20 protein-coding genes, 1 tRNA gene, 1 pseudogene and 1 riboswitch are annotated in these 23,698 nt (G+C 72.5%); of the genes and pseudogenes, 9 read left to right on the forward strand and 13 right to left on the reverse strand.

The annotated features are described in order from the left end of the window. Positions 1-381: 381 nt before the first annotated feature. Genes treZ through glgX form a run of 3 tightly spaced genes read right to left on the reverse strand, consistent with a single transcriptional unit; the run spans position 382 to position 6,847 of the window. The gene (gene treZ, locus ACIPEP_RS14415; RefSeq protein WP_261647147.1) at positions 382-2,136 is read right to left on the reverse strand and encodes a malto-oligosyltrehalose trehalohydrolase; all 1,755 of its coding nucleotides are present in this window, start codon (positions 2,134-2,136) and stop codon (positions 382-384) included. After that, positions 2,133-4,613, reverse strand: a complete 2,481-nt coding sequence (gene treY / locus ACIPEP_RS14420; RefSeq protein WP_402717636.1) for a malto-oligosyltrehalose synthase — start codon at positions 4,611-4,613, stop codon at positions 2,133-2,135. The genes treZ and treY overlap by 4 nt, the downstream gene beginning before the upstream one ends. Further along, a complete protein-coding gene (glgX, locus tag ACIPEP_RS14425) occupies positions 4,610-6,847 on the reverse strand; it encodes a glycogen debranching protein GlgX (RefSeq protein ID WP_071301740.1) in 2,238 nt (745 codons plus the stop codon). Before glgX ends, treY begins: the two co-directional genes overlap by 4 nt. Positions 6,848-6,976: 129 nt before the next feature. Between glgX and ACIPEP_RS14430 the strand changes: the two genes are divergently transcribed. The 5 genes from ACIPEP_RS14430 (at position 6,977) to ACIPEP_RS14450 (ending at position 11,226) form a co-directional block, all read left to right on the forward strand. Then, the gene (locus ACIPEP_RS14430; RefSeq protein ID WP_070416624.1) at positions 6,977-7,300 is read left to right on the forward strand and encodes a hypothetical protein; all 324 of its coding nucleotides are present in this window, start codon (positions 6,977-6,979) and stop codon (positions 7,298-7,300) included. 101 nt (positions 7,301-7,401) lie between these two features. Next, positions 7,402-7,511, forward strand: a riboswitch (TPP riboswitch). After that, complete coding sequence (locus ACIPEP_RS14435; RefSeq protein ID WP_402717637.1) at positions 7,508-8,149, forward strand: ECF transporter S component; 642 nt, start codon at positions 7,508-7,510, stop codon at positions 8,147-8,149. (Overlaps the previous riboswitch by 4 nt.) Then, a complete protein-coding gene (locus tag ACIPEP_RS14440) occupies positions 8,146-9,840 on the forward strand; it encodes an ABC transporter ATP-binding protein (protein WP_402717638.1) in 1,695 nt (564 codons plus the stop codon). Before ACIPEP_RS14435 ends, ACIPEP_RS14440 begins: the two co-directional genes overlap by 4 nt. Continuing rightward, positions 9,837-10,658, forward strand: coding sequence for an energy-coupling factor transporter transmembrane component T family protein (locus ACIPEP_RS14445; protein WP_402717639.1), 822 nt, complete (start codon positions 9,837-9,839; stop codon positions 10,656-10,658). Before ACIPEP_RS14440 ends, ACIPEP_RS14445 begins: the two co-directional genes overlap by 4 nt. 13 nt (positions 10,659-10,671) lie before the next feature. Next, positions 10,672-11,226 (forward strand): AAA family ATPase, encoded by a 555-nt coding sequence (locus ACIPEP_RS14450; RefSeq protein WP_402717640.1) that lies wholly within the window; start codon positions 10,672-10,674, stop codon positions 11,224-11,226. On the opposite strand, the gene ACIPEP_RS14455 is transcribed toward ACIPEP_RS14450, so the two are convergent. Then, entirely contained in the window at positions 11,174-12,580 is a 1,407-nt protein-coding gene (locus ACIPEP_RS14455) for an MFS transporter (RefSeq protein WP_402717641.1), read from the reverse strand. The genes ACIPEP_RS14450 and ACIPEP_RS14455 overlap by 53 nt on opposite strands. Before the next feature lie 101 nt (positions 12,581-12,681). On the opposite strand from ACIPEP_RS14455, the gene ACIPEP_RS14460 reads away from it, so the two are divergent. Then, on the forward strand, positions 12,682-14,109 hold the full coding sequence (locus ACIPEP_RS14460) for an LLM class flavin-dependent oxidoreductase (protein ID WP_402717642.1): 1,428 nt from the start codon (positions 12,682-12,684) through the stop codon (positions 14,107-14,109). Further along, entirely contained in the window at positions 14,106-15,386 is a 1,281-nt protein-coding gene (locus tag ACIPEP_RS14465; protein ID WP_402717643.1) for an acyl-CoA dehydrogenase family protein, read from the forward strand. The genes ACIPEP_RS14460 and ACIPEP_RS14465 overlap by 4 nt, the downstream gene beginning before the upstream one ends. A 126-nt stretch (positions 15,387-15,512) precedes the next feature. Here ACIPEP_RS14465 and ACIPEP_RS14470 read toward each other — a convergent pair whose 3' ends face one another. The 6 genes and pseudogenes from ACIPEP_RS14470 to ACIPEP_RS14495 form a co-directional block, all read right to left on the reverse strand. After that, a complete protein-coding gene (locus tag ACIPEP_RS14470; protein WP_070416619.1) occupies positions 15,513-15,857 on the reverse strand; it encodes a metallopeptidase family protein in 345 nt (114 codons plus the stop codon). Positions 15,858-15,921: 64 nt separating this feature from the next. Further along, positions 15,922-16,092, reverse strand: a pseudogene (locus ACIPEP_RS14475) (acyltransferase); the annotation flags it as partial. A gap of 498 nt (positions 16,093-16,590) precedes the next feature. Continuing rightward, positions 16,591-16,666, reverse strand: a tRNA-His gene (locus ACIPEP_RS14480). A gap of 111 nt (positions 16,667-16,777) precedes the next feature. Beyond that, positions 16,778-17,404, reverse strand: coding sequence for an oligoribonuclease (gene orn, locus ACIPEP_RS14485; RefSeq protein ID WP_336697403.1), 627 nt, complete (start codon positions 17,402-17,404; stop codon positions 16,778-16,780). 771 nt (positions 17,405-18,175) lie between these two features. Beyond that, positions 18,176-19,417 carry an MFS transporter gene (locus tag ACIPEP_RS14490; RefSeq protein WP_070416617.1) on the reverse strand — a complete coding sequence of 414 codons (1,242 nt, stop codon included), beginning with the start codon at positions 19,415-19,417 and terminating at the stop codon, positions 18,176-18,178. Beyond that, positions 19,414-19,860 (reverse strand): MarR family winged helix-turn-helix transcriptional regulator, encoded by a 447-nt coding sequence (locus tag ACIPEP_RS14495; protein ID WP_402717644.1) that lies wholly within the window; start codon positions 19,858-19,860, stop codon positions 19,414-19,416. Before ACIPEP_RS14495 ends, ACIPEP_RS14490 begins: the two co-directional genes overlap by 4 nt. Before the next feature lie 61 nt (positions 19,861-19,921). Between ACIPEP_RS14495 and ACIPEP_RS14500 the strand changes: the two genes are divergently transcribed. Next, positions 19,922-20,212, forward strand: a complete 291-nt coding sequence (locus ACIPEP_RS14500; protein ID WP_070416615.1) for a hypothetical protein — start codon at positions 19,922-19,924, stop codon at positions 20,210-20,212. A gap of 83 nt (positions 20,213-20,295) precedes the next feature. After that, on the forward strand, positions 20,296-20,556 hold the full coding sequence (locus ACIPEP_RS14505; protein ID WP_022907438.1) for a thioredoxin family protein: 261 nt from the start codon (positions 20,296-20,298) through the stop codon (positions 20,554-20,556). Here ACIPEP_RS14505 and ACIPEP_RS14510 read toward each other — a convergent pair. From ACIPEP_RS14510 to ACIPEP_RS14520, 3 genes are all read right to left on the reverse strand, one after another. Beyond that, a complete protein-coding gene (locus tag ACIPEP_RS14510) occupies positions 20,500-21,861 on the reverse strand; it encodes a DUF6716 putative glycosyltransferase (protein ID WP_402717645.1) in 1,362 nt (453 codons plus the stop codon). The two genes, ACIPEP_RS14505 and ACIPEP_RS14510, sit on opposite strands and share 57 nt — an antisense overlap. Before the next feature lie 95 nt (positions 21,862-21,956). After that, positions 21,957-22,829, reverse strand: coding sequence for an N-acetylneuraminate synthase family protein (locus ACIPEP_RS14515; protein WP_402717646.1), 873 nt, complete (start codon positions 22,827-22,829; stop codon positions 21,957-21,959). Continuing rightward, on the reverse strand, positions 22,826-23,599 hold the full coding sequence (locus ACIPEP_RS14520; RefSeq protein ID WP_402717647.1) for a cytidylyltransferase domain-containing protein: 774 nt from the start codon (positions 23,597-23,599) through the stop codon (positions 22,826-22,828). Before ACIPEP_RS14520 ends, ACIPEP_RS14515 begins: the two co-directional genes overlap by 4 nt. Positions 23,600-23,698: the final 99 nt, after the last annotated feature.

Here is a 23,698-nt window from a genome sequence, read left to right on the forward strand (position 1 = left end):
GGGGCGGGGGGGGGGGGGGGGGGGGGGGGGGGGGGGGGCGCGGCCCCCCCCCCCGCCTCCGGTCCGTCTGCGGTCGCGTCGCGTCCGTGGTCGCGGTCGCGGCGCGTCCGTGGTCGCGGTGCGTCCGCGTGGCGCGTCCGCGTGGCGTGTCCGCGTGGCGCGAAAGCGACTCCGTGCGGATCCGTCCGCCGTCCGTGGCGGCACAGCGACAGGTTCCCGGACGGCGACGGCGGGTGTCTGTCGCTTTCGCGGAGGCGCCCGTCGAGGGACGAGGCGAGCCCGGCGAGGAGTGCGGGCGGGCAGACGAACGGCCCGTGGCGGAGTCGCCACGGGCCGTTCGGTTCGCGCTGGTCAGCTTCGCGCTGGTCGGCTTCGCGCTGGTCAGCGCAGGACGACGACACCCCGCCCCGTGAAGCGGACGCAGTCCGTCGCGACGTCGGCCTCGCCGAAGCGGTAGAGCTCCTCGCCGGTGGCGCCGGGGACGGGCACCTCGGCCGCGTCGTCGAGGAAGTTCACCACGACGTGCACCGGCCGGGCGTCCGGGCCGAGCAACCCGCGCGTGAGCACGAGCCAGCGCCGGTCCTCGCTGCAGCGCACGGCGTTCGCCTCGTACCGCTGGTCGACGAAGGCCTGGTCGGTCCGCCGCAGGGCGACGAGCACGCGGTAGGCCCGGAGGATCGCCGCACCCCGCTCGGAATCGACGTCCGACCAGTCGAGCTTCGAGTTCGTGAACGTCGTCGGGTCCTGCGGGTCCGGCACGGCCGACTCGTCCCAGCCGTGCTCGGCGAACTCCTTGATCCGACCTTCGGCCGTGGCCTTGCCGAGCTCCGGTTCGGGGTGCGACGTGAAGAACTGCCACGGGGTCGAGGCGGCGAACTCCTCGCCCATGAAGAGCATCGGCGTGAACGGACCGAGCAGCGTCAGGGCCGCGGCGATCACGAGACCCTCGTCGCTCACGGTCGCCGCGAGACGGTCGCCCGCGGCACGGTTGCCGATCTGGTCGTGGTTCTGGTTCGCGACGACGAGGGCCGTCGTCGGCGAGGTCCCGCGGTCGATCGGTCGCCCGTGCCGCTTCCCCCGGAACGATGACCACGTGCCGTCGTGGAAGAACCCGTGCTCGAGGACCTTCGCCAGCGCGGAGAGCGGTGCGAAGTCGGCGTAGTAGCCGTTCGTCTCACCCGTCAGCGCGACGTGGACCGCGTGGTGGAAGTCGTCCGACCACTGCCCGGCGAGGCCGTAGCCCGAGGCCTCCTGCGGGCGGAACATGATCGGGTCGTTGAGGTCGGACTCCGCGATGAGCGAGAGCGGCCGCCCGACGAAGGCGGAGTACGCGTCCGTCTCGGAGGCCATCGCCTGCAGCACGTGCGGGCGGGTGGTGTCCCGCAGGGCGTGCACGGCGTCGAGCCGGAGCCCGTCGACGTGGTGGTCGCGGAACCACATCCGGACGTTGTCGAGCACGTACCGACGGACCTCGGGGTGTTCGACGTTCACCGAGTCGCCCCAGGTGTTGCCGAGCCCCTGCAGCAGGTACGGCCCGTACAGCGGCAGGTAGTTGCCGCTCGGCCCGAGGTGGTTGTACACGACGTCCTGGATGACCCCGAGGCCGAGTGCGTGCGCACGGTCGACGAAGCGGTCGTACGCGTCCGGGCCGCCGTAGGGAGCGTGCACCGCGAACCAGCCGACGCCGTCGTAGCCCCAGTTCCACTCGCCGTTCACCGCGTTGACGGGCAGGAGCTCGACGAACTCCACGCCGAGCTCGACGAGGTGGTCGAGCTTCGCGGCCGCAGCGTCGAGCGTGCCCTCGGGCGTGTAGGTGCCGACGTGCATCTCGTAGATCACGCCGCCGCGTGCCGGACGCCCGGTCCACGCGTCGTCCGTCCACGAGAACCGTGCGGGGTCGACGACCTCGGACGGGCCGTGCACCCCCTCGGGCTGGAAGCGGCTGCGCGGATCGGGCCGCACCGCGTCGTCGTCGCCGATGCGGAAGCCGTAGCGGGCACCGACGACGGGGACGATCGCGTCGGTCGTCCACCAGTCGTCGGTGCCGCGGGTCAGCGGGTACTCGGTGCCGTCGACCACGAGGCGCACGCGCTCCGGTGTCGGCGCCCAGACGGCGTAGCGGTCGGGTGCGGTCATGCGTGACCCTCCAGGATGTCGATCTCGGCCTGCGCGTCGGACTCACCGGCAGAGCCGGAGCCGCTGTCGGCGGGCGCCCCGCTGTCGGCGGGCGCCCCGCTGTCGGCGGGGGTCTCCGTGCCGTGGTCCGTCGCCTCGGCCACGCGCGCCGGCACGAGCAGCGCGACGGGGTAGTCGGTGAGCAGTTCGGCGAGGGCGATGCCCCGGCCGGCCGGCACGCTGCGGCCGGTGAGGAGGTCCACGCGGTCCTGGGGCACGGCGTGCACGAGGGTGTCGCCCCATCCGCCGACCCGCTCGAGCCCGATCGGCAGGCGCGTCGCGATCGTGACCGCGCCCCCACGGTCGAACGCGATCACGTGGTCTGCCGCGCTGCCGGTCGCCTCGAGCGCGAGGTACCGGGTGAAGAGCTCCGGGTGGTCGCGCCGCACACGGAGCGCACGACTCGTCATCAGGAGCTTCGCCGCACCGTCGAGCCCGACGGCGGGGAGCCGTTCGGGGCCGTCGTCGTCCGGCCCGTCGAGTTCGGCCAGGACGTGCCGACGCTCGGTGTAGTCCACCGGCCGACGGTTGTCCGGGTCGACGAGCGAGCGGTCCCAGAACTCGGTGCCCTGGTAGACGTCCGGCACCCCGGGCGCGGTGAGCTGCACGAGCTTCTGTCCGAGCCCGTTCGACCACCCGGCGGCGTCGATCCGTTCGTCGAGCGCATCGAGCACGGCGACCACGGCCGGGTCGTCGAACGCGGCGTCGACGAGCGCGTGCATGCGGCGTTCGAAGTCCTCGTCCGGAGCCGTCCACGTGGTGCTGTCGCCGGCTTCGCGCGAGGCCTTCTCGGCGTAGGCGTGCAGGCGTTCTCGGCTGGCCGGGCGCGCGCCGACGATCGCCTGCCAGAGCAGGTCGGCCAGCACGGCGTCCTCGAGCGGGGCGAGGGACTGCAGGCGTTCGAGCGTCGACGCCCACTCGTGCCCGAGCTCGGCGAGCACGGCGATGCGCGCGCGGGTGTCCTCGCTGCGCTTGGTGTCGTGCGTCGTGAGGGTCGTCATCGTGTGCGGCCAGCTGCCGAGCCGGTCGCGCTGCGCCTGGTGGAAGGCACGGACCGACACCGAGAACACGCTCGGGTCGCCGCCGACCTCGCTCAGGGACGTCAGGCGGGAGGTCCGGTAGAACGCGGTGTCCTCGACGCCCTTCGCCATCACCATGCCGCTCGTCTGCTGGAGGCGGATCGCGGCGGCGTTCGCGGGGTCGACCAGCGCCGGGGCGATCCGGTCGATGACGTCGTCGAGGTCCGGCCGCGCCGAGGCGGCACCTTCGAGAGCGTCGATGAGGTGGTGCGCGCCCTCGGGCAGGTACGTCCGGTACACGTCGAACGAGGCGACGATCTCGGCGACCGCGTCGACGATCCGCTCGTGGGGGAGCGGTGCGGACGCGGCGCTGCCGGTGCCGGGGCCGAGCAGCCGCGCGAGCCGCTCGACCTCGCTGCCGAGGATGCCGTCCGCGATGCCGCGACGGGTGTCGTGCGTCAGCTGCTGCCAGTCGGTCGGCTCGGCCCCGGACGCCGCGGTCAGCGAGTCCTCGCCGGCGGGGTCGACGAACACCCGGTCGAGCACGCCGAGGGCGTCGTAGCCGGTGGTGCCGTCGACCGGCCAGCTCGCGGGGAGTTCCTCGCCCGGCTCGAGGATCTTCTCGACGAGCGTGTACGCGCCGTCGGTGAGCGCGGCGAGGTCCTGCAGGTAGCCGGCGGGGTCGTACAGCCCGTCGGGGTGGTCGATGCGGAGTCCGTCGACGAGGCCGTCACGGAACCACGCGCCGATCGTGCCGTGGGAGGCCGCGAAGACCTCGGGTTCCTCGACCCGGATCGCCGCGAGCGTGTTCACCGCGAAGAAGCGCCGGTAGTTCAGCTCGTGGTCGGCGCGCTTCCAGTGCACGAACTCGTAGTGCTGCCGGGCGTGGACGTCGGCCACCGAGTCGCCGTCGTGCACCGTGCCCGGGGCGGTCGGGTAGGCCGTGTCGCCCAGGTACAGCCGGCCGTCACGAAGGTCGACCGCGTCGAGCAGCCGGTCGTCGAGCACCGGGACGCGGAGCTTGCCGTCCCCGGCGTCCCAGTCGACGTCGAAGGCCCAGGCGACGGGGGACCCCTGGCCGTGCTCGAGCAGGGACCACCACCACGGGTTCACCTCGGGCGTGGCCACACCGACGTGGTTCGGCACGACGTCCACCAGGACACCGAGGCCGACGGCGTGGGCGGCGTCGGCGAGCGCTCGGAGCGCCTCGTCACCGCCGCGCTCGGTGTCGACGTGGCCGTGGTCGACGACGTCGTAGCCGTGCTGGGACCCGGGCTCGGCCTGCAGCACCGGGGAGAGGTAGAGCCAGTCCGCGCCGAGGTCGCGCACGTAGTCGACGACGTCGCGTGCGGCCGACAGGTCGAAGTCCGGCGTGACCTGCAGCCGGTACGTCGAGGTCGGGACGCGCCGGGCGGTCACTGCTGGCCGCCGCTCGTGGCGGAGGGAGCCGTGGCGCCGGCGGGGTTCACCGGTGTGACGGCGTCCTGCGGTGCCGCCGTGGCCGGTCGTGACGAGTCGGTGTCCACCGGGGTCACCGTGACCTCGTGGTCGGGCTCGGCCCGCAGCACGATCATCGAGCGTGCCGGGACGTCCAGCGGGGTGCCGGCGTCGAGGACCTCGTCACGCGCACCCGGTTCGGCGGTGTCGATCCGCACCGTCCAGCCCGGCGAGTACTCCTCGGGGGGAAGCGTGAACGTCACGGTGTCGTCGTGCGCGTTGAAGTACGTGATGAAAGCGACGTCGGTGACGCGCTCGCCGCGGGAGTCGCGCCCGCGGATCCCGTTGCCGTTCAGGTACATGCCGACGCTCTTGCCGAAGCCGGAGTCCCAGTCCTCGGGTTCCATGGCGTCGCCGGAGGGCGTGAGCCACACGACGTCCGGCAGCGGCTCGTCCTGCCCGCGACGGACCGGACGCCCGTTGAAGTACCGCGTGCGGCGGAACGTCGGGTGGTCGTGCCGGAGCTTCACGACGTCGGCCGTGAACTGGATGAGGTCGTCGTCGGCGGCGTCCCAGTCGATCCAGCTCAGCGCGGAGTCCTGGGCGTACACGTTGTTGTTGCCGGACTGCGTGCGCCCGAGCTCGTCGCCGTGGGCGATCATCGGCACGCCCTGGCTGAGCAGCAGCGTCGCGAGGAAGTTCCGTCGGCGCTGCAGCCGCAGGGCGTTGATCGACTCGTCGTCGGTCGGGCCCTCGGCGCCGGAGTTCCACGACCGGTTGTGGCTCTCGCCGTCGTTGTTGTCCTCGCCGTTGGCCTCGTTGTGCTTCTCGTTGTAGGCGACGAGGTCGTACAGCGTGAAGCCGTCGTGCGCCGTGATGAAGTTGATGCTCGCCTTCGGCGTGCGGCCGTCGTGCTCGTAGAGGTCGGCCGAGCCCGAGATCCGCGAGGCGAACTCGCCGAGGGTGGACGGCTCTCCCCGCCAGAAGTCGCGGACGGTGTCGCGGTACTTGCCGTTCCACTCGGACCACTGCGGCGGGAAGTTGCCGACCTGGTAGCCACCGGGGCCGACGTCCCACGGCTCGGCGATCAGCTTCACCTGAGACACGATCGGGTCCTGCTGGACCAGTTCGAAGAACGCCGCCAGCCGGTCCACCTCGTAGAACTCACGCGCCAGGGCGGCCGCGAGGTCGAAGCGGAAGCCGTCGACGTGCATCTCGGTGACCCAGTACCGCAGCGAGTCCATGATGAGCTGCAGCGAGTGCGGGTGCCCGACGTTGAGCGAGTTGCCCGTGCCCGTGGTGTCCATGTAGTACCGCTTGTCGTCCTCGACGAGGCGGTAGTAGGCGGCGTTGTCGATCCCGCGGAAGGACAGCGTCGGGCCGAGGTGGTTGCCCTCGGCCGTGTGGTTGTACACCACGTCGAGGACGACCTCGATGCCGGCACGGTGCAGTTCGCGGACCATCGCCTTGAACTCCTGCACCTGCTGTCCGTGGTCACCCGAGGACGAGTAGTGCGAGTGCGGCGCGAAGAACCCGATCGTGTTGTAGCCCCAGTAGTTCGACAGCCCCTTGTCCTGCAGGGTCGAGTCGTTGACGAACTGGTGCACGGGCATGAGTTCGAGCGTGGTGACGCCGAGCCGCTGCAGGTGCGCGATCACGGCCGGGTGCGCGACCCCCGCGTACGTCCCGCGCTGTTCCTCGGGCACGTCGGGGTGCGTCTCGGTGAGGCCCTTGACGTGCGCCTCGTAGATCACCGTCTCGCCGTAGGGGATCCGAGGAGCCCGGTCGCCCTGCCAGTCGAAGAACGGGTTGATGACGACGCCCTTCATCATGTGGGGCGCCGAGTCCTGGTCGTCGGTCGAGTCCGGGTCGCCGAACGTGTACGAGAAGAGCGCCTGGTCCCAGTCGATGTCCCCGCTGGTCGCCTTGGCGTACGGGTCGAGGAGCAGCTTGTTCGCGTTGGCGCGGAGCCCCTTCTCGGGGGCGTACTCGCCGTGCACCCGGAAGCCGTACTGCTGCCCGGGGCCGACGTTCGGGAGGTAGGCGTGCCAGACGTACGCATCGACCTCGACGAGGTCGATGCGCTGTTCGTTCCCGTCGTCGTCGAAGAGACAGAGTTCCACGCGTTCGGCGACCTCGCTGAAGAGGGCGAAGTTCGTGCCGCTCCCGTCGTAGGTCGCCCCGAGCGGGTACGGGTTGCCGGGCCAGGTGTGCAAACGGTCCTCCAGGTGTGGGTCCCGCCAACATATCGGCGGGAGCCGACCGCGTCCGCAGACAAGCTCCGGCCGTGGACGGATGCGCGGGCAGCTCCGCCTGTGGAGGAACGGGCGAGTAGCGTCGCGCGCATGGCCAACATCGTCACGCAGATCGCAGAGAAGGTACGCCCCGTCGGCGTGTCCACGAACTACGGGGAGCCGGTCGAGGTCGGCGACCAGACCCTCATCCCGGTGTCCCTCGGCTGGTTCGGCTTCGGTGGGGGCGGGGACGGCGACGACAACGGTGGCGGAGGCGGCGGTGCCGTCTCCATCCCGATCGGCGCCTACGTCCGACGCCCCGGCAAGGACCTCGAGTTCGAGCCGAACCTGATCTCCCTCCTCGCGGTGAGCGTCCCGGTCATCTGGGTGACCGGCACCGTCCTGCGCAAGCTGGTCCGCGTCCTGAAGAAGTGACCCACTGACGGACCTGGAGGCGCGGTGCGGGCCCGCCCCGCGCCTCCAGGACGTCCTGTGGTCGCGATCCGTCACCGGGTCGCGACCACGTCTACAATGGCGGGACACACACGGGAGTCCGGGATCGCCGGGCTGAGAGGGAGCGAGTGGCGCTCCGACCGTCGAACCTGATCCGGATCATGCCGGCGCAGGGAGGAGTCCAGGGCCATGTCCACGAGCACGCACACTGCTGTTCCGTCCACCCCCGTCAGGCGCTCGCTGCGCTGGCGGGTCGTCGACATCGTCGTCGCGAGCGTCCTCGCCGTCGCGATCGGTGTCGTCTTCAAGCTCTGGGAGTTCGGCTACGAGCCGATCAGCGCCGTCGCCGCGCTCGTGCTCCCCGGCACGCAGGCGCTCTTCGGCGGGGTGTGGCTGCTCGCCGGGCCCGTCGTCGCGATCATCGTCCGGAAGCCCGGAGCGGCCCTCTTTGCCGAGATGGTTGCCGCCTCGGTCGAGGCGCTCCTCGGCACGCAGTGGGGCTGGCTGACGCTCGAGGCCGGCCTCGTGCAGGGCCTCGGAGCCGAGCTGGTGCTCGCACTCTTCCTGTACCGCGTCTACCGCCTGCCGGTGGTCGTGCTCGCCGGTGCCGCGGCCGGGCTGGCGCTCGGGCTGAACGACACGGTGCTCTGGTACCCCGGACTCGACCTGGCCTTCAAGGTCGTCTACGTCGTCTCGGCGATCGTCTCCGGTGCGCTGATCGCGGGCGTCGGCTCGTGGTTCCTCGTCCGAGCGCTCGCCGCGACCGGCGTCCTGTCGTCGTTCGCGGCGGGCCGTGAGCACTCCAGACGCGGTCCGCGCACCGTCGCGTGACCGTGCCAGCCGCGCGGATCACCTTCTCCGACTGGGGCTGGCGGTACGCGGAACGTGACGCCTGGGCCGTCCGGGGCGTCGACCTGACCGTCGAGCCGGGGGAGCGGGTCGCGATCGTCGGTCCCTCGGGCGCCGGCAAGTCGACGCTGCTGCGGGCGGTCGCGGGCGTGCTCCCGGACGAGCCGGACGCCACCGACGACACCGCGGCCTCCGTCCAGGGCTCGGTCCTCGTCGACGGTGCCGAACCGCGCGCGGTCCGCGGGCGCGTCGGCCTCGTCATGCAGGACCCCGAGGCGCACACGGTGATGTCCCGCGTCGGCGACGACGTGGCGTTCGGCTGCGAGAACGCCGGCGTCCCGCGGGACGAGATCTGGCAGCGCGTCCGGTCGGCCCTCGACGTCGTCGGGCTCGACCTGCCGCTCGACCGGTCCACCACGATGCTCTCCGGCGGGCAGCGGCAGCGGCTGGCGCTCGCGGGCGTGCTCGCCATGCGCCCGGGTGCCCTCGTGCTCGACGAGCCCTGCGCGAACCTCGACCCCTCCGGCGTGGTGCAGGTGCACGACGCCGTGCGGGCGCTGCTCGACGAGACCGGGTGTTCACTGCTCGTCGTCGAGCACCGCATCGGCACGTGGCTGGACCTGGTCGACCGACTCGTGCTGCTGGAGCCGGCCGGGGGTGTCGTCGCGGACGGTGCGCCTGCGGACGTGCTCGCCGAGCACGGTCCGGCGTTGACCGCCGCCGGCGTCTGGGTGCCCGGGTCCGAGCCCGAGCGGGGTTCGGCGCGTCGGGGCACCCGCACGTCTCCGCGAGCGGGCGAAATGCGCGGGGTTGCGGGCGGGGGACCGGACGGAATCCGCCCGCTCGGCGACGCGGGACCGCGAGTGGGCGGAATGCACAGGGCCGACAACGGGGGACCGGACGGAATCAGCCCGCTCGGCGATCGGGACCCGGTGCTGCTCGCGGCGCGGGGGCTCGGGACCGCCCGGGGCAGGCGGCAGCCGGTCGGGAGCGGGATCGACCTCGACGTCCGGGCCGGACGGGTCCTCGCGGTCACCGGGCCGAACGGCATCGGCAAGTCGACGCTCGGCCTCACGCTCGCCGGGCTCCTGCGCCCCGCCGCGGGGTCGCTCCGCGCGGGCACGGCACTCGCCGACGGCATCGGTGACGCCCCCGCCGCGTGGACGAGCAGGCAGCTGGCCGGTCGGATCGGCACGGTCTTCCAGGACCCCGAGCACCAGTTTGTCGCCCTCACCGTGCGTGAGGAGCTGGCCGTCGGCCCCCGCGCCCTCGGAGCGGCGGACGTCGATGCCCGGGTCGACGAGCTCCTCGACGCGTTCGGCCTCGCGCACCTCGCCGACGCCAACCCCTTCACGCTGTCCGGCGGTGAGCAGCGGCGGTTGGCGATCGGGACGGTCATCGCCTCCCGGCCGCCCGTCGTCGTGCTCGACGAGCCGACCTCCGGTCAGGACCGGGCGACCTGGCAGGCCGTGGTGGACCGGCTCGGCGAACTCGCCGACTCCGGCACGGCGATCGTCGCCGTGACGCACGACCGGGACCTCGTCCGCGCGCTCGACGCGGACGAAATCGTGCTCGGGGCGACAGGGACGACGAGGGCGACAGGGGCGACGGGGGCGAGCACCCTCGGGCCGGTCGCCGACCTGCGCGACCCGGCCACGGAGGTGCAACCGTGACCGGGCACCAGGCCGCGGCCGGTCTGCCCGGACGAGCCGCGCCTCCTGGACCCCCCGACGGCACCACGCGTGCACGCGGCGTCCGAGGCGTCCAGCCGGTGTCCTCGCTGCTGGGCGTCCTCGCGCTCGGCGTGTGCCTGGTGCTGAGCCTCGACGTCGTGTCCGCGGCGGTCGCGCTCGGTCTCGAACTCCTGCTCCTGCCGCTCCTGCGGATCCCGCTCCGCACGCTGCTGCTGCGGACCTCGCCGGTCCTGGTCGCGGTGCCGCTGACCGCGCTGAGCATCGCGTTGTACGGGAGGCCGTCCGGGCGGTCCTGGTTCGACCTCGGGTTCGCGCACGTCACCGACGGGTCGCTCGCACTCGCGCTGGCGACGGCGCTCCGTGTCCTGGCGATCGGGCTGCCGGCGGTGGCGTTGTTCGTGCGGGTGGACGCGACCGACCTCGCGGACGGGCTCGCGCAGCTCCTGCGGCTGCCTGCGCGGTTCGTGCTCGGGGCGCTCGCGGCGATCCGGATGATGACGCTCCTCGGGGACGACTGGCGACAGCTCGGCATGGCCCGTCGGGCCCGCGGCGTCGCGGACACCGGACGGCTGCGGCGTGGCGCGTCGATGGCGTTCGCGCTGCTCGTGCTGGCGCTGCGGCGGGCGACGACGCTGGCGGTGGCGATGGAGTCGCGGGGGTTCGGCGCTCCCGGGCGGCGGACGTGGGCGCGGAGTGTGCGGTTCGCGGGGCCGGAGTGGGCAATGGTCGGCGTGCTCGTCGGGATCGGTGTCGTGTCGATCGCGGTGGCCGTGGGCGCGGGGACGTGGCGTGCCTGAGGGGGAACCCGACGTGGGTGGCGCGGACGGCACGGCCGGTCTCGACGACTCGCTCGTCGAGGGACTCGCCGCCGCGGCCGCCGGGGTCGCGGCCGCCTCCGGAACGCGACTCGTCGTGCTCGTCGACGGCAGGTCGGGCACGGGCAAGACGACGCTCGGCGACTCCCTGGCGGAGCGGCTCGGCGCGCAGGTCGTCCACCTCGACGACGTCTACCCGGGATGGGACGGGTTGCGGGCCGCCGCGGAGGCCGTGGTGACCGACGTCCTCGGGGAACGCTCCGGCTACCGACGGTGGGACTGGGCGACCTCGCGCCCGGCGGGGTGGGCCGCCGTCGACCCCGGGCGGCCGATCGTGGTCGAGGGGTGCGGTGCGCTGTCCCGGGGTTCGGCGCCGCTCGCGTCGTTGCGGGTGTGGCTCGAGGCCGACGACGACACCCGGTGGGAGCGGGCGATCGGGCGTGACGGCGAGTCCTTCGCGCGGGAGTGGGACCGGTGGGCGGCGCAGGAGGCGGCGTTCATCGCTGCCGAGCGGCCGGCGGAGCTGGCGGACGTGGTGCTGCGGACGTAGGGCGCTCCGCGTGCGGACGCTGCCCCCGCCGGGCCGCCGCCACCGGGTCCACCGCGAAGACCGCGGCCACGATCGAGAGCACCGCGTACACCCCGAGGTACCCGCACAGGATCCACGGCGAGCCCCCACCGAGCTCGACGAACACGGCCGCGAGCAACGGCGTGAGCCCCACCGAGAAGATCGACCCGATCTGGTACCCGAGCGACATCCCCGAGTAGCGCCGACCGGTCGGGAACTGCTCCGCGAACCACGCCGCCTGCGGCCCGTAGATGCTGTCGTGGAACACGCACATCCCGATCAGCGCCACGAGCGGCAGCAGCACGAGCGGCCCCGCGTCGAGGAACGCGAAGAACGGCCAGATGAGCACCGCGATCCCCACCGCCGACCAGATCGTCAGCACCCGTCGGCCGACCCGGTCGGACAGCCAGCCCCAGAACGGCGTCGACACGAGCGACACCGCCGAGATGACGAGCACGGCCTGCAGCCCGGCCGAAGCGCCGGACGGGCCCCGCACCGACCCGAGGTACGTCAGCGAGTACGTCGTCAGGATCGAGTACAGCGCCGGCTGCACGAGCCGCAGCCCCGCGGTGACGAGGATCGCCCGCGGGTGCCGCCGGATCGCCTGCCACACCGGGAACCGCTCGACGTTCCCGGAGGCGCGCAGCTCCTGGAAGACCGGCGCGTCCTGCACGCCGAGCCGGATGACGAGCCCGACGGCCACGATCACCGCCGAGAACAGGAACGGCAGCCGCCAGCCCCACGCCAGGAACGCCTCGGTGCCGAGCAGCCCCCGGACGAGCGTGAAGACACCGGTCGCGAGGAGCATGCCGCCCGCGGATCCCATCTGCGTGAACGCCCCGAACAGTCCGCGGTGCCGCTCGGGTGCGTGCTCGACGGACAGCAGCGCCGACCCACCCCACTCGGCGCCGGCCGCGACACCCTGCAGCAGCCGCAGGACCACGAGCGCGACGACGGCACCGACGCCGATCGTCGCGGCCGAGGGGATGACCCCGATCAGCGTCGACGCGATCCCCATCAGCACGAGCGACGCGACGAGCAGCTTCTTCCGCCCGATCCGGTCCCCGAGGTGGCCGGCGATGATCCCGCCGAGCGGGCGGGCGACGAACCCGACACCGTAGGTCGCGAACGACGCGATGACGCCGACCGCGGGGGTCACGGAGGGGAAGAACGTGGGCGCGAACACGAGCGCGGACGCGGTCGCGTACAGGTAGAAGTCGTAGTACTCCACGGTCGTCCCGACGAAGGACGCCAGGGCGACGCGACGGCGGGTCGCGGTGGTCGACGGTGCGGTGGAACGGACTGGAGGCGCGGCTGCGGTGGTCGAGTTCGGCACCCTCAGGAGCATGGTCGCGTCGCGCACCTCGGGGAACACCCCGCGTAACGCGAGGTCACGTCACGCCCTCCCGCGACACGACGGCGGGGAACATGGACCGCATGAGCGATGCACCGAACCGCCCGCTGCGCTTCGCGGCCTTCGTCATGAACACGACGTCGCACATCCAGCACGGCCTCTGGCGGCACCCGGACGCCCGCCAGGCCGACTTCGACGACGTCACGCTGTGGACCGACCTCGCGAAGACCCTCGAGCGCGGGAAGTTCGACGCGATGTTCTTCGCGGACGTCGTCGGGACGTACGGCCCCGGACGCGGCGACTACTCGACGAACCTGCGCGAGGGGCTGCAGATCCCCTCGAACGACCCGTCCGTCCTGCTCTCGGCGCTCGCCGTGTCGACGGAGCACCTCGGGCTCGCGTTCACGTCGAGCGTCATCCAGTCGCACCCGTTCGACTTCGCCCGCAAGGTCTCCACTCTCGACCACATCACCCGGGGCCGGATCGGCTGGAACGTCGTCACGAGCGCCCTCGACAGCGCCGCGCGGAACTTCGGCGCCGACCGGCTCGAGGAGCACGACGAGCGCTACGTCTGGGCCGAGGAGTACCTCGAGGTCTGCGCGAAGCTCTGGGAGGGGTCGTGGGAGGACGGCGCCGTGCTCAAGGACCCGGTGCGCGGCTACGCCGACCCCGACAAGGTGCACCGCATCGACCACCACGGGAAGCGCTACGACGTGCAGGGCCCGCACCTGTCGGCACCGTCGCCGCAGCGGACGCCCGTGCTCTTCCAGGCGGGGTCCTCGCCGGCCGGCCGTGCCTTCGCCGCGCGGAACGCCGAGGCCCAGTTCATCCTGACGTCGAACCGCGACGCCACCGAGCAGCTCATCCGCGAGACCCGAGACCTCGCTTCGGCAGCGGGGCGGCAGCGGGACGACATCGCCTTCTTCCTCGGGCTGACGTTCGTCACCGGGGCCACCGAGGCCGAGGCGAAGGCGAAGGAAGCGGAGATCGACGAGTACCTCGCGGCCGACGGCTTCCTCGTGCACTCGAACCTCGGGTTCGACCCCGACACCGGCGAGGCCCTCGACCCCGAGACGCCGCTGTCCGAGGTCCGCACGCACGCCGGCCAGTCCCACCTGCAGTGGCTCCGGGAGGCCGCCGGCGACCGGGAGCCGACGATCGCCGACCTCGCCCGACTCTCCGCGAAGCTCCGTGCCCGCGTGGTCGGGACACCCGAGCAGATCGCCGACGAACTCGCCGACTGGCAGCGCGCCGGGGTCGACGGGGTGAACGTCATCAACTGGACGCTGCCCGGCTCCTACGAGGAGTTCGTGGACCACATCGCCCCGACCTTGCAGGAACGCGGACTGATGCAGTCCGAGTACCGCGAGGGGACGTTGCGCGAGAAGCTCTTCGGCCACCCGCAGCTGCCCGACAGCCACCCGGCGCGGCGGTGGCGGGGAGCGTTCACGGGCGGAGCTGCCGGAACCGGCGCGGACGCCGCGCGCGACGCCGTGGAGGTGACCGCATGACCGACGCGACGACGACCACCGGGGGCGAGCCGTCCCTCCAGGGCGGTACCGCGACCAGCCGTCTGACGGAACTGCGCGCTCGGTTCCGGCCGCTGTTCGACCGCATCCGCGAGGGGGCCGTCGACCGCGAGCTGGCGTCCGGGACGCCGGGGGACCGACCGCTGCCGCACGACGAGGTCCGTGCGCTCGCCGACGCGGGGTTCGGACGGCTCCGCGTGCCGGAGGACCGTGGCGGGTTCGGCGTGACGCTCGTCGAACTCGTGCACCTCGTCGCCGACCTCGCCGCTGCCGACTCGAACATCGCGCACCTGTGGCGCGGGCACTTCGGGTACACCGAACTCGTGCTCCTCCGGCCGTCGTCGGCCGGGCGGGACGAGTGGCTGCAGCGGATCGTCGACGGCGCGATCATCGGGAACGCGACGTCGGAGCGGACCGGGACGACGCTCGCCGACATCTCCACCACGGTGCGCGTCGCCGAGGACGGGTCCGTCCGTCTCGACGGCCGGAAGTTCTACTCGACCGGGACGCTCTACTCGGACTGGATCTACCTCGCGGCGGACCGGGACGGCGACCGGGTCACGTTCGCGGTCCCGACCGATGCGATCGGCGTGACGTCGGTCGACGACTGGGACGGGTTCGGGCAGCGGTTGACCGCGTCCGGCACCACGGTGTTCGACGGGGTGTCGGTCGACCCCTCGGTGGTGTCGGCGTACAAGGACGCCCCGCTGTCGCACATCCAGGCCTTCTACCAGCTGTACCTGCTGGCGGTCCTCGCCGGGATCGGGCAGGCGGTGTCCGACGACGCCGTCGCGTTCGTGCGACCGCGGACCCGGACGTACATCCACGCGAACGCCGCGCGGCCCGGGGACGACCCGCAGGTGCTGGCCGTGCTCGGTCGGTTGTCGGCCGGGGCGTTCACGGCCCGGTCGCTCGTCGTCGCCGCGGCCGGGCTGCTCGACGGGGTCGTGGGCACGAACGAGCCCGGGGCCGGCGTCGACCGTGCCCTGCTGGACGCCGCCGAGAACGCGGTCTACCAGGCGCAGATCGAGGTCGGGCCGCGGGTGCTCCGGGCGGCGTCGGAGCTGTTCGAGGTCGGTGGGGCCTCGGCGGCCGATCGCACGCGGGCGTTGGACCGGCACTGGCGGAACGCCCGGGTCGTGGCGTCGCACAACCCGGCGGTCTACAAGGAGCGGCTCGTGGGGGAGTACGCGCTGCACGGGCGGGGGCCGGTGGACGCGTGGGAGAAGTACCACGAGGTGGGGCCGACGCGGTTCTGAGGTGCTGGGGCGGGCGGGCGGGTGGGCGGGTGGCGAGACTCGGCCCGGCGGACAGTTTCGCGCCCGCACCGCCACGAAAGTGTCCGCCCAGCCGAGACTCGGGCGGCGTGGGCGTGGTGGCCCCGGCTACGCCCAGCCGAGCTCGTGGAGGCGCTCGTCGTCGATGCCGTAGAAGTGCCCGATCTCGTGCACGAGTGTGGTGTGGACCTCGTCCTTGAGCTCCTCGAGCGTGTCGCACTCGGCGAGGTGCTGCTTCCGGAACACCACGATGCGGTCCGGGAGCTCGCCGAAGCCGTACTGCCCGCGCTCGGTCGCCGCGATGCCGTCGTACACGCCGAAGAGCTCTTCGCCGTTCTCCGGTTCGTCCTCGACGACGAACACCACGTTGTCGAGGCCGTCGACCATCTCGTCCGGCAGCAGGTCGAGTTCGTCGGTCACGAGCTGTTCGAACGCGTCGGCGGACATCTCCATCACGTCGCCGATCGTGCCACACCGCGCTGGTGGAACCCCGTCCGGCCCGGCGGCGGCCGCGCGGTCACGGGGCCGGCGTCACGTCGCGGAGCCTGCGGGCGGGGACGCCGGCGTAGATGCCGTCCGGGAGGCAGTCACGACTGACGACGGATCCCGCCCCGATGATGCAGCCGTCGCCGATGCGCACCCCCGGCAGGATCGTCACGTTCGCGCCGACCCAGACGCCCTTGCCGATCACCACCCGGGCGGTCGTGCCGGCAGCCCACCGCTTCGTCGGAGGGCCGATCTCGTGCGACGCCGTGAGGACCAGGGTCCCCGGGCCGAGACCGGAGTTCTCGGCCATGTAGAGCCCGCCGCTGTGGTTCACGATCACGCCCCGGTTGAGGATCACACCCCGCTCGAAGGTGACCTGCCCGCTGCCGAACCACTCCACGTCGTGCAGCACCGTGCTCCGCCGGAGTCGGAGCCCGCCGAGCCGGAGCAACAGGAACCGCGCCTGCGAGGGGACGAGTCGGGAGCTGCACACGGTGTTGAGCCAGAACTCACGAGCGAGGTTCGGCCAGAGTTTCCGCACGAGGTTGAACACCGTTCGAGTGCACCAGATGCGAGCGTGCGACCGGAAGTTCTCCACATGTCGTATGCACGCACGCGGTCCTGTGCACACAGCCGGTCCTGTGCACGACGAAGGCCCCGGTCCGAGGGACCGGGGCCTTCCGCTGATCTGCATCAGCACTGGGGTGAATAACGGGTCTCGAACCCGCGACCTCCTAGACCACAACCAGGCGCTCTACCAACTGAGCTATATCCACCATGTGCACACCGGGCGACCGGCGCGACCACTCAATAGTAGTACATGCCGGAGGCGGGTCAGAACACGAGGGGCGAGCCGCGCCTCCTGGACGCGCCGCAGGCGGTGTGTCCTACTGCGCGAGCCGCGGCTCCCACTTGGCGACGACCTCGTTCGCGACGGCCTTGACGTCGTCCGAGGAGGGGCCGGGCTCGGCCACGAAGCCCGCGCGGCGGTAGTACTCGAGCTCGCGGATGGACTCGAGGATGTCCGCGAGGGCACGGTGCCCACCGTGCTTCTCCGGCGCGTTGAAGTACACGCGCGGGAACCAGCGGCGGCAGAGCTCCTTGATGCTCGACACGTCGACGCTGCGGTAGTGCAGGTGTCCGTCGACACGGGGCATGTACTTCGACAGGAACGATCGGTCGGTGCCGATGGTGTTGCCCGCGAGGGGAGCGGAGCCCTCGGCGGGGACGTGCTCGAGGATGTACTCGAGGACCTGGTACTCGGCGTCCGCGAGGCTCACACCGTTCGGGATCTCCTCGAGCAGCCCCGAGGTGGTGTGCATGTTCGTGACGAACTCGTTCATGTTGTCGAGTGCCGACTGGTCGGGCTTGATCACGATGTCGAAGCCGGGGTGCACGGGGACGAGGTCGAAGTCGGTGACGACCACGGCCACCTCGACGAGCTCGTCGACCTCGAGGTCGAGGCCCGTCATCTCGCAGTCGATCCAGACGAGGCGGTCGTTCGCAGTTGCCATGGTGTCGATCCTATTCCGCGGCGGGGCGGGGTCGCTTTTCGCCCGCGCGCCCGCGCCCGCTCGCGGCCCGCCCGGCCCGCGAGCGGGCGGTACGCGCGCGCTGCGGGGTGCGGTCCGGACGTTTTCCGCCCGCTCGCGCCGCGGTGTGCGCGAGCGGGCGGTATGTGCGCGTTGCGGGGTGCGGTCCGGACGTTCTTCGCCCGCTCGTGGCGAGGGGTGAGCGCGAGTGCCTGGAGGCGCGGCGCCGGTCTCGGGGGCGACCCGCGCCTCCAGGCGGCGCCCGTGCCACCTGCGCGAGCGGGCGGAATGCGCGGGATGCGGGGCGTGTGGCGCGCAGGATTGGCCCGCTCGCGGGGCCGGTGCGGCGAGCGGGCGGAATACGCAGGCTGCGGGGCGCGACCGAGCCGGATTTCGCCCGCTCGCGGGGCCGGTGCGACGAGCGGGCGAAACCTGCGGGGAGGGCTCGGGGACAGCGGGCGTGTTTCGCCCGCTCGCGGGGTGGGCGCGAGTGCCTGGAGGCGCGGTGCCGGTCTCGGGGGTCGGCCCCGCGCCTCCAGGCGGTCACTCCGGGACCCGCGAGCGGGCGGAATGCGCGGGGTGCGGGGTGCGACCGGGACGGAAAACGCCCGCTCGCGCGGGTGAGCGCGCGAGCGGGCGGAAGGTGCTGGGTGCGGCGGGTGAGCGGGACGTACTTCGCCCGCTCGCGGAGCGCGGAGCGCGGAGCGCGGGGCGCGGCCAGCCGCGCCGCGGGCGCCGCCCGCAGGCGCCGGGCTACGCCATCTCGCCGGCGGCGATGGCCTCGGCCTCGACGGGCTCGGGCTCGGCGCCGTCGTCGACCCGGCGCAGCACGCGCGTGGTGCACACCACGACGACGAACGCGACGGCAACGGACAGCCCGGCGAACACGTACGCGGCCGACGGGGCGAACTGGTCGGCGAGCAGGGTGGCCACGGGCGGGGCGATCGCACCGCCGATGAAGCGCACCGCGGAGTAGGCGCTCGAGGCGACGGAGCGGGGGAGGTCGGTGGCCTCCATGACGCACTCGGTGAGGACGGTGTTGAGGACGCCGAGCACGAGGCCGCCGATGATGACGCAGATGATCAGGCCCACCTGCGACTGCACGACCACGGCGGCGGCGAACAGGTCGAGCGCGAGCAGCGGGAGCGCGATCTTCAGCACGGTGGTGCGGCGGAGTCGTGCGGTGAGCATCGGGGCGACCCAGACCGAGGTGATCGCGAGGCCGACGCCCCAGCCGAAGAACGTGAAGCCGATGCCGAGGGCGCCGAAGCCGAGCGGGAAGGGCGTGTAGGCGAGCAGGACGAAGAAGCCGATGTTGTAGAAGAGCGCGGTGACGGCGAGGGCGGCGAGTGCCGGGCGACCGAGTGCGCGGAACGGTGCGGAGAGCTTGGTCGGCGTGGGCTTCTCGAGGTTCTTCGTCTTGAGGAGCGTGACGATGGCGATGAACGCGATGGCCATGAGCGTCGTGACGCCGAAGAACGGGCCGCGCCAGCTGACGGAGCCGAGCAGGCCGCCGACGAGCGGGCCGACGGCGATGCCGAGGCCGAGCGCCGCCTCGTACAGGATGATCGCGGACGCGGTGCCACCGGAGGCTGCCCCGACGATCGTCGCGAGTGCGGTGGAGATGAAGAGCGCGTTGCCGAGACCCCAGCCGGCGCGGAAGTCGATGATGGTCCACACGCTGTTCGACGTCGCCGCGAGCACCGAGAACAGCACGATGAGGGCGAGGCCGATGAGCAGGGTGTTCTTCGCGCCGATGCGGCTGGACACCCAGCTGGTGAAGAACATCGCGACACCGGTGACGGCGAGGTAGCTCGTGAAGAGGAGCTCGGTCTGCGCCGCGGTGGCCTTGAGGGACGAGGCGATCGCGGGGAGGATCGGGTCGACGAGGCCGATGCCCATGAAGGCGACGACGCAGGCGAAGGCGATCGCCCAGACCGCCGATGACTGCTTGAGGATGCTGCCGGACTGTGCGGCGGGTGCGTGGGCGTTCACGCGTGGGTCTCCGTTCTGGTGGCGGTGGAGGTTCGGGCGGCGATGACCTCGACGGCGTCGTGCAGGGTGTCCCACTCGTCGTCGGACAGGTCGGCGAAGAGCGGGCCGACCGTCCGGGTGAGGGTGACCCGCCAGGACGCCAGGCGTTCACGGCCGGCGTCGGTGAGCTCGATGAGCTGCCCGCGGGAGTCGTCGGGGTCGACGCTGCGGGACACGAGCCCGTCGGCGAGCATGCCCGCGACGAGTCGGGTCATCGTGGGCTGCGCGACGCGGGAGGCGGCAGCGAGCTCGCCGAGGCGGAGCGGCTGGTCGGTCTCGAGGATGCCGAGCGTGCGCCAGACGGCGGAGGACGTGGTGTTCCCCGTCGCCTGCGCTGCGGTGCGGATCAGGCGGTTGACGGAGACGAGGAGCGTCTCGATCGTCTGTTCACGCGGTAATTCCATAGCAAAACTATATAGCGAGGCTATGAATGTGTCAACAGGTGGTCCCTGGTAGAAGGGATGCATGAGCGACATCACCATCCACGAAGGCGACGAGTACACCGCGATCTTCCACGGCGGACCCTTCGACGGCACGACCGACACCCGCACGGCCACGAGCGACGCGCTGGACGACGAGGTCACGGTGTTCGCCGACGTCGAGGGACTCCAGACCGCGTTCACCTACCGACTGACGAAGTCCCGCCAGGTGCTCGACCAGACCTCGGCCGAGTTCGAGTACGTGCCGGGGGAGTCCGACCCGGTGGACGACCTCGCGGACCGCGGGGACCGCAGCGGCGAGTTCGACCGCGAGTAAGCAACAGCGCCGCACCACACCGCACCGCGCCGCGCCGCGCTGCACCGGGAGTAGATCCGGCCGCGCCCGCGTTGCAGGACCACATGCAGCTCGACCTCTGGACGTCCTCGTTCTGCGCCCCGTGCGCCGCCGCCCGCCGGGTGTCGGCCGAGGCGTCCGAACTCGTCCCCGGGCTGCACGTGACCGAGCGTGACGTGGCGAACCACCCCGACCAGGCGGAGGACCTCGGCATCCGGTCGACCCCCACGATCATCGTGCGGCGGGACGACGGTGCCGAGGTCTTCCGGTCACCCGGCGTCCCGACCCGGGACCAACTGCTCCTCGCGATCGCCAAGGCGATCTGACCGGCCACCACCGGACGCAGCACGCTGACTCGTCGGCGCGAGCAACACCGGCACCTCCGCCGGCCGCACCACCCGCCGTACCTGCCGGACGACCCGCTTCAGCGCCCGCACCGGCGCCCCGATCACCAGCGCGACGGCCCCGAGGACACTCCGGTCGTCCGGCCCGAGTGCGTTCTTCCGCTCCCAGGCCCGACGGAGCACGCCACCACGACTCCGGCGTGCCGCCGGTCGGTCGCGCAGGACCCCGGCGTCGCGGGACTCCATGAGCCGTTCGGTCCGGTCGGCCCAGTCGTCCTCGGACTCCGGGTGGAAGTGGTTGTCGTGCATCCACTCCTTCCGGACCGTCCCGAACCGGCCGTCCACCAGGTCGACGGCGTCGCCCTCGAGCCCGCTGCCCACGAACACCTCGTTGATGAGGTGCCGCCCGATGCCGAAGTCGGTCAGGGTGAGCGCGGGGATGCCCCGGGCCGCCGCTTCGAGCACGGCCGTCGAGCTGATCGTGACGAGGGCGACCGCCCGGTCGAGATGCGCGGACATCGGCCCGCTCTCGACCACGAGGTTCGCCGGCGCGTCTGCCGGCACGAGGTCCGGGTACGGGTCCTGTTCGCGGTGCGTCTGGTGCTCTCCGGCGGCGGCACGGACCTTGATCACCACGCGCCACTCCGGGTGCCGACGGGCGGTCTCGGCGAGCCACCCGACGACATGCTCCCGCTCGGCACGTTCCGCGGGGACGCTCGGCTGTGCGGCGAAGACGACGGAGTCGCGGAAGATCCCAGCGCCGTCACGGCTCGCAGCGGCTCCGGACGGCCGCGCGAACGGCAGGGTCGCGAGCGCGAAGTGCGGCTCGACGCCGCCCTCGGTCGCGAGCTCCTCGTAGGCGCGGACCTCGCGGTGGCTGTGCAGCACGAACAGGTCGGCGCGCGCCCGGAAGAACACGCCCTTCCACTTCGCCGGGTAGGAGATTCCGGGCAGCCCCGTCACGAGGACGGGCCGCCGCGGCACCCGACGGTGGGCCTCCTCGATGACGAGCTCCGCCACCGGTCCGATCAGGGACACCAACACGGCGTCCGGCGGGTCCTGCCGGAGTCGTTCGACGATGGCGTCGACCTCGAGCGCCTCCGGCGGCGCCGCGGCCAGGTGCGCGAGCCGGTCGTCGAGCCCCCGGAACGCGGACCGCAGCTGCGCGCGGCTCGCGGATCGCGGCGTCGCCACCGTGAGCAGTTCGAGGTCCCAGTGCGCGGGTGCCGTGGCGAGCAGGTGGGCGCCCCACTTCGCGAACGAGTCGGTGTCGACCAGACCGACCACGCGTCGGACGCGTGGCAGGGCGTCGGACGGGAGGCGCGCCTCCCGTCCGTCCCTCGACCCGCCCCCGCCGCCGGCCGCGTCCAGGTCGCCGCCCGTCACGCTCCGACGCGGCGCAGCTTCGCGAGCGGTGCCCGCTCGCCGGGCATGACCCGCTTCACGCCGTCGCCGAGCGCGGTCTCGATGATCCGGACGTCGCGCGCGAGCGTCTGCAGCCCGTGCGGTTCGAGCGACGCAGCGTGGTCGGAGCCCCACATCGTGCGGTCGAGCGTGATGTGGCGCTCGACGGCCGTCGCGCCGAGTGCCACGGCGGCGATGGAGATCTGCAGCCCGGGCTCGTGGCCGGAGTACCCGACCGGGACGCCCGCGTAGCGGTTCGCGAGGGTGTCGATCATCCGCAGGTTCGCCTCCTCGGCGGGGAGCGGGTACGTCGACGTGGCGTGCATGAGCACGAGTCGCTCGGTGCCGAGGGCCTCCACGGCACGGTCGATCTGCTCGAGCGTCGACATCCCCGTCGAGAGGATCACGGGCTTGCCGGTCGCGGCGACCTCGGCCAGGAGCCCGAGGTCCGTCACCGACGCCGAGGCGATCTTGTACGCCACCACGTTGAGGTCCTCGAGGAAGGCGACCGACGGCTCGTCCCACGGCGAGGCGAACCAGTCGAGCCCGCGGAGCGTGGCGTGGTCGCCGATCTCGATGTACTGGTCGCGGTCGAACTCGACGCGGTACCGGTACTCGAGGTAGGTCATCTCGCCCCACGGCGTGCTGCGCGGCGTCTGCTTCATGTGCTCGGGCGTGGAGATCTCCGGCGTGCGCTTCTGGAACTTCACGGCCTGCAGCCCGGCGTCGGCCGTGACGTCGATGAGTCGCTTGGCGATGTCGACGTCGCCGTTGTGGTTCAGGCCGATCTCGCCGATGAGGTACGCGGGGTGGCCCGCGCCGATCGTGGACGTGCCGATGGTGACGGTCATGGTGCTCCGTTCGGTGCGGGGACGTGCGGCTCGGTGGCCGGACGGTGGTCTGGTGCGTGCTCGTCGGACCGGTGCGCGGGACGGTCGAGCCGTGGTGCGAGGGCGGACGCGAGCGCGAGGTCGGCCGGGTCGTCGACGTCGATCGCACCGGCACCGTCGACGACGACGAGTTCGACGCGGCCGTGGAACCGGTGGCGGTGCTCGCGGAAGGCGGCGGCCCGGAAGGCGTAGAACGCGCCCGTCTCGCGGAACTCCGGCTCGCGGTCCTGCCGCCGGGGACGGACGGCCTGGTCGTGGTTCACGGCGCGGGCGGAGCCGTCGTCGCCGATGCGCCAGAGGAACGCGTGCGAGGGCGCCGCGGCGAACACCGAGTCGGCGTGGCCGTCGCGGACCCGGCTGACGGCGGCGTCGAGGTCGGCCGGGTCGATGAACGGCGAGGTCGCCTGCAGGAACACGACGACCTCGGGCTCCTCGCCCGCGGCCGCGAGCGTGTCGAGGACGTGCAGCAGCGCGGACTCCGACGAGGCCTCGTCCCCGGCGAGCGCTGCCGGACGCCGGACGACCCGGGCGCCGGCGGACACGGCCTCGGCCGCGATGGCGTCGCCGTCCGTCGAGACCACGACGGTGTCGATCGTCCTCGCTGCTCGGGCGGACTCGACCGCGCGACGGACCAGGGAGCGCCCGGCGACGGGGCGGAGGTTCTTGCCCGGGATGCCCTTCGACCCCACACGGGCCGGGACGACCGCGACGACGGAACCGGTGGGGCGCATGCTCGGGACGCTACGAAGCCGCGGTGTCGCGGAGGCGAACACCAGGCAGACGCGCGCCGAACCGTTCCGGAACCCGACCCGACGGACGCACGCCGCGCC

Origin of the sequence: Curtobacterium sp. NPDC087082, assembly GCF_044745045.1 — a bacterium.
GTDB lineage: Bacteria > Actinomycetota > Actinomycetes > Actinomycetales > Microbacteriaceae > Curtobacterium.

Coding starts and splice junctions, on each gene's coding strand:
- treZ (WP_261647147.1), bottom strand. CDS start 2,136: ATGACCGCACCCGACCGCTACGCCGTCTGGGCGCCGACACCGGAGCGC.
- ACIPEP_RS14430 (WP_070416624.1), top strand. CDS start 6,977: ATGGCCAACATCGTCACGCAGATCGCAGAGAAGGTACGCCCCGTCGGC.
- ACIPEP_RS14435 (WP_402717637.1), top strand. CDS start 7,508: ATGTCCACGAGCACGCACACTGCTGTTCCGTCCACCCCCGTCAGGCGC.
- ACIPEP_RS14460 (WP_402717642.1), top strand. CDS start 12,682: ATGAGCGATGCACCGAACCGCCCGCTGCGCTTCGCGGCCTTCGTCATG.
- ACIPEP_RS14465 (WP_402717643.1), top strand. CDS start 14,106: ATGACCGACGCGACGACGACCACCGGGGGCGAGCCGTCCCTCCAGGGC.
- ACIPEP_RS14470 (WP_070416619.1), bottom strand. CDS start 15,857: ATGGAGATGTCCGCCGACGCGTTCGAACAGCTCGTGACCGACGAACTC.
- orn (WP_336697403.1), bottom strand. CDS start 17,404: ATGGCAACTGCGAACGACCGCCTCGTCTGGATCGACTGCGAGATGACG.
- ACIPEP_RS14495 (WP_402717644.1), bottom strand. CDS start 19,860: ATGGAATTACCGCGTGAACAGACGATCGAGACGCTCCTCGTCTCCGTC.
- ACIPEP_RS14500 (WP_070416615.1), top strand. CDS start 19,922: ATGAGCGACATCACCATCCACGAAGGCGACGAGTACACCGCGATCTTC.
- ACIPEP_RS14505 (WP_022907438.1), top strand. CDS start 20,296: ATGCAGCTCGACCTCTGGACGTCCTCGTTCTGCGCCCCGTGCGCCGCC.
- ACIPEP_RS14515 (WP_402717646.1), bottom strand. CDS start 22,829: ATGACCGTCACCATCGGCACGTCCACGATCGGCGCGGGCCACCCCGCG.
- ACIPEP_RS14520 (WP_402717647.1), bottom strand. CDS start 23,599: ATGCGCCCCACCGGTTCCGTCGTCGCGGTCGTCCCGGCCCGTGTGGGG.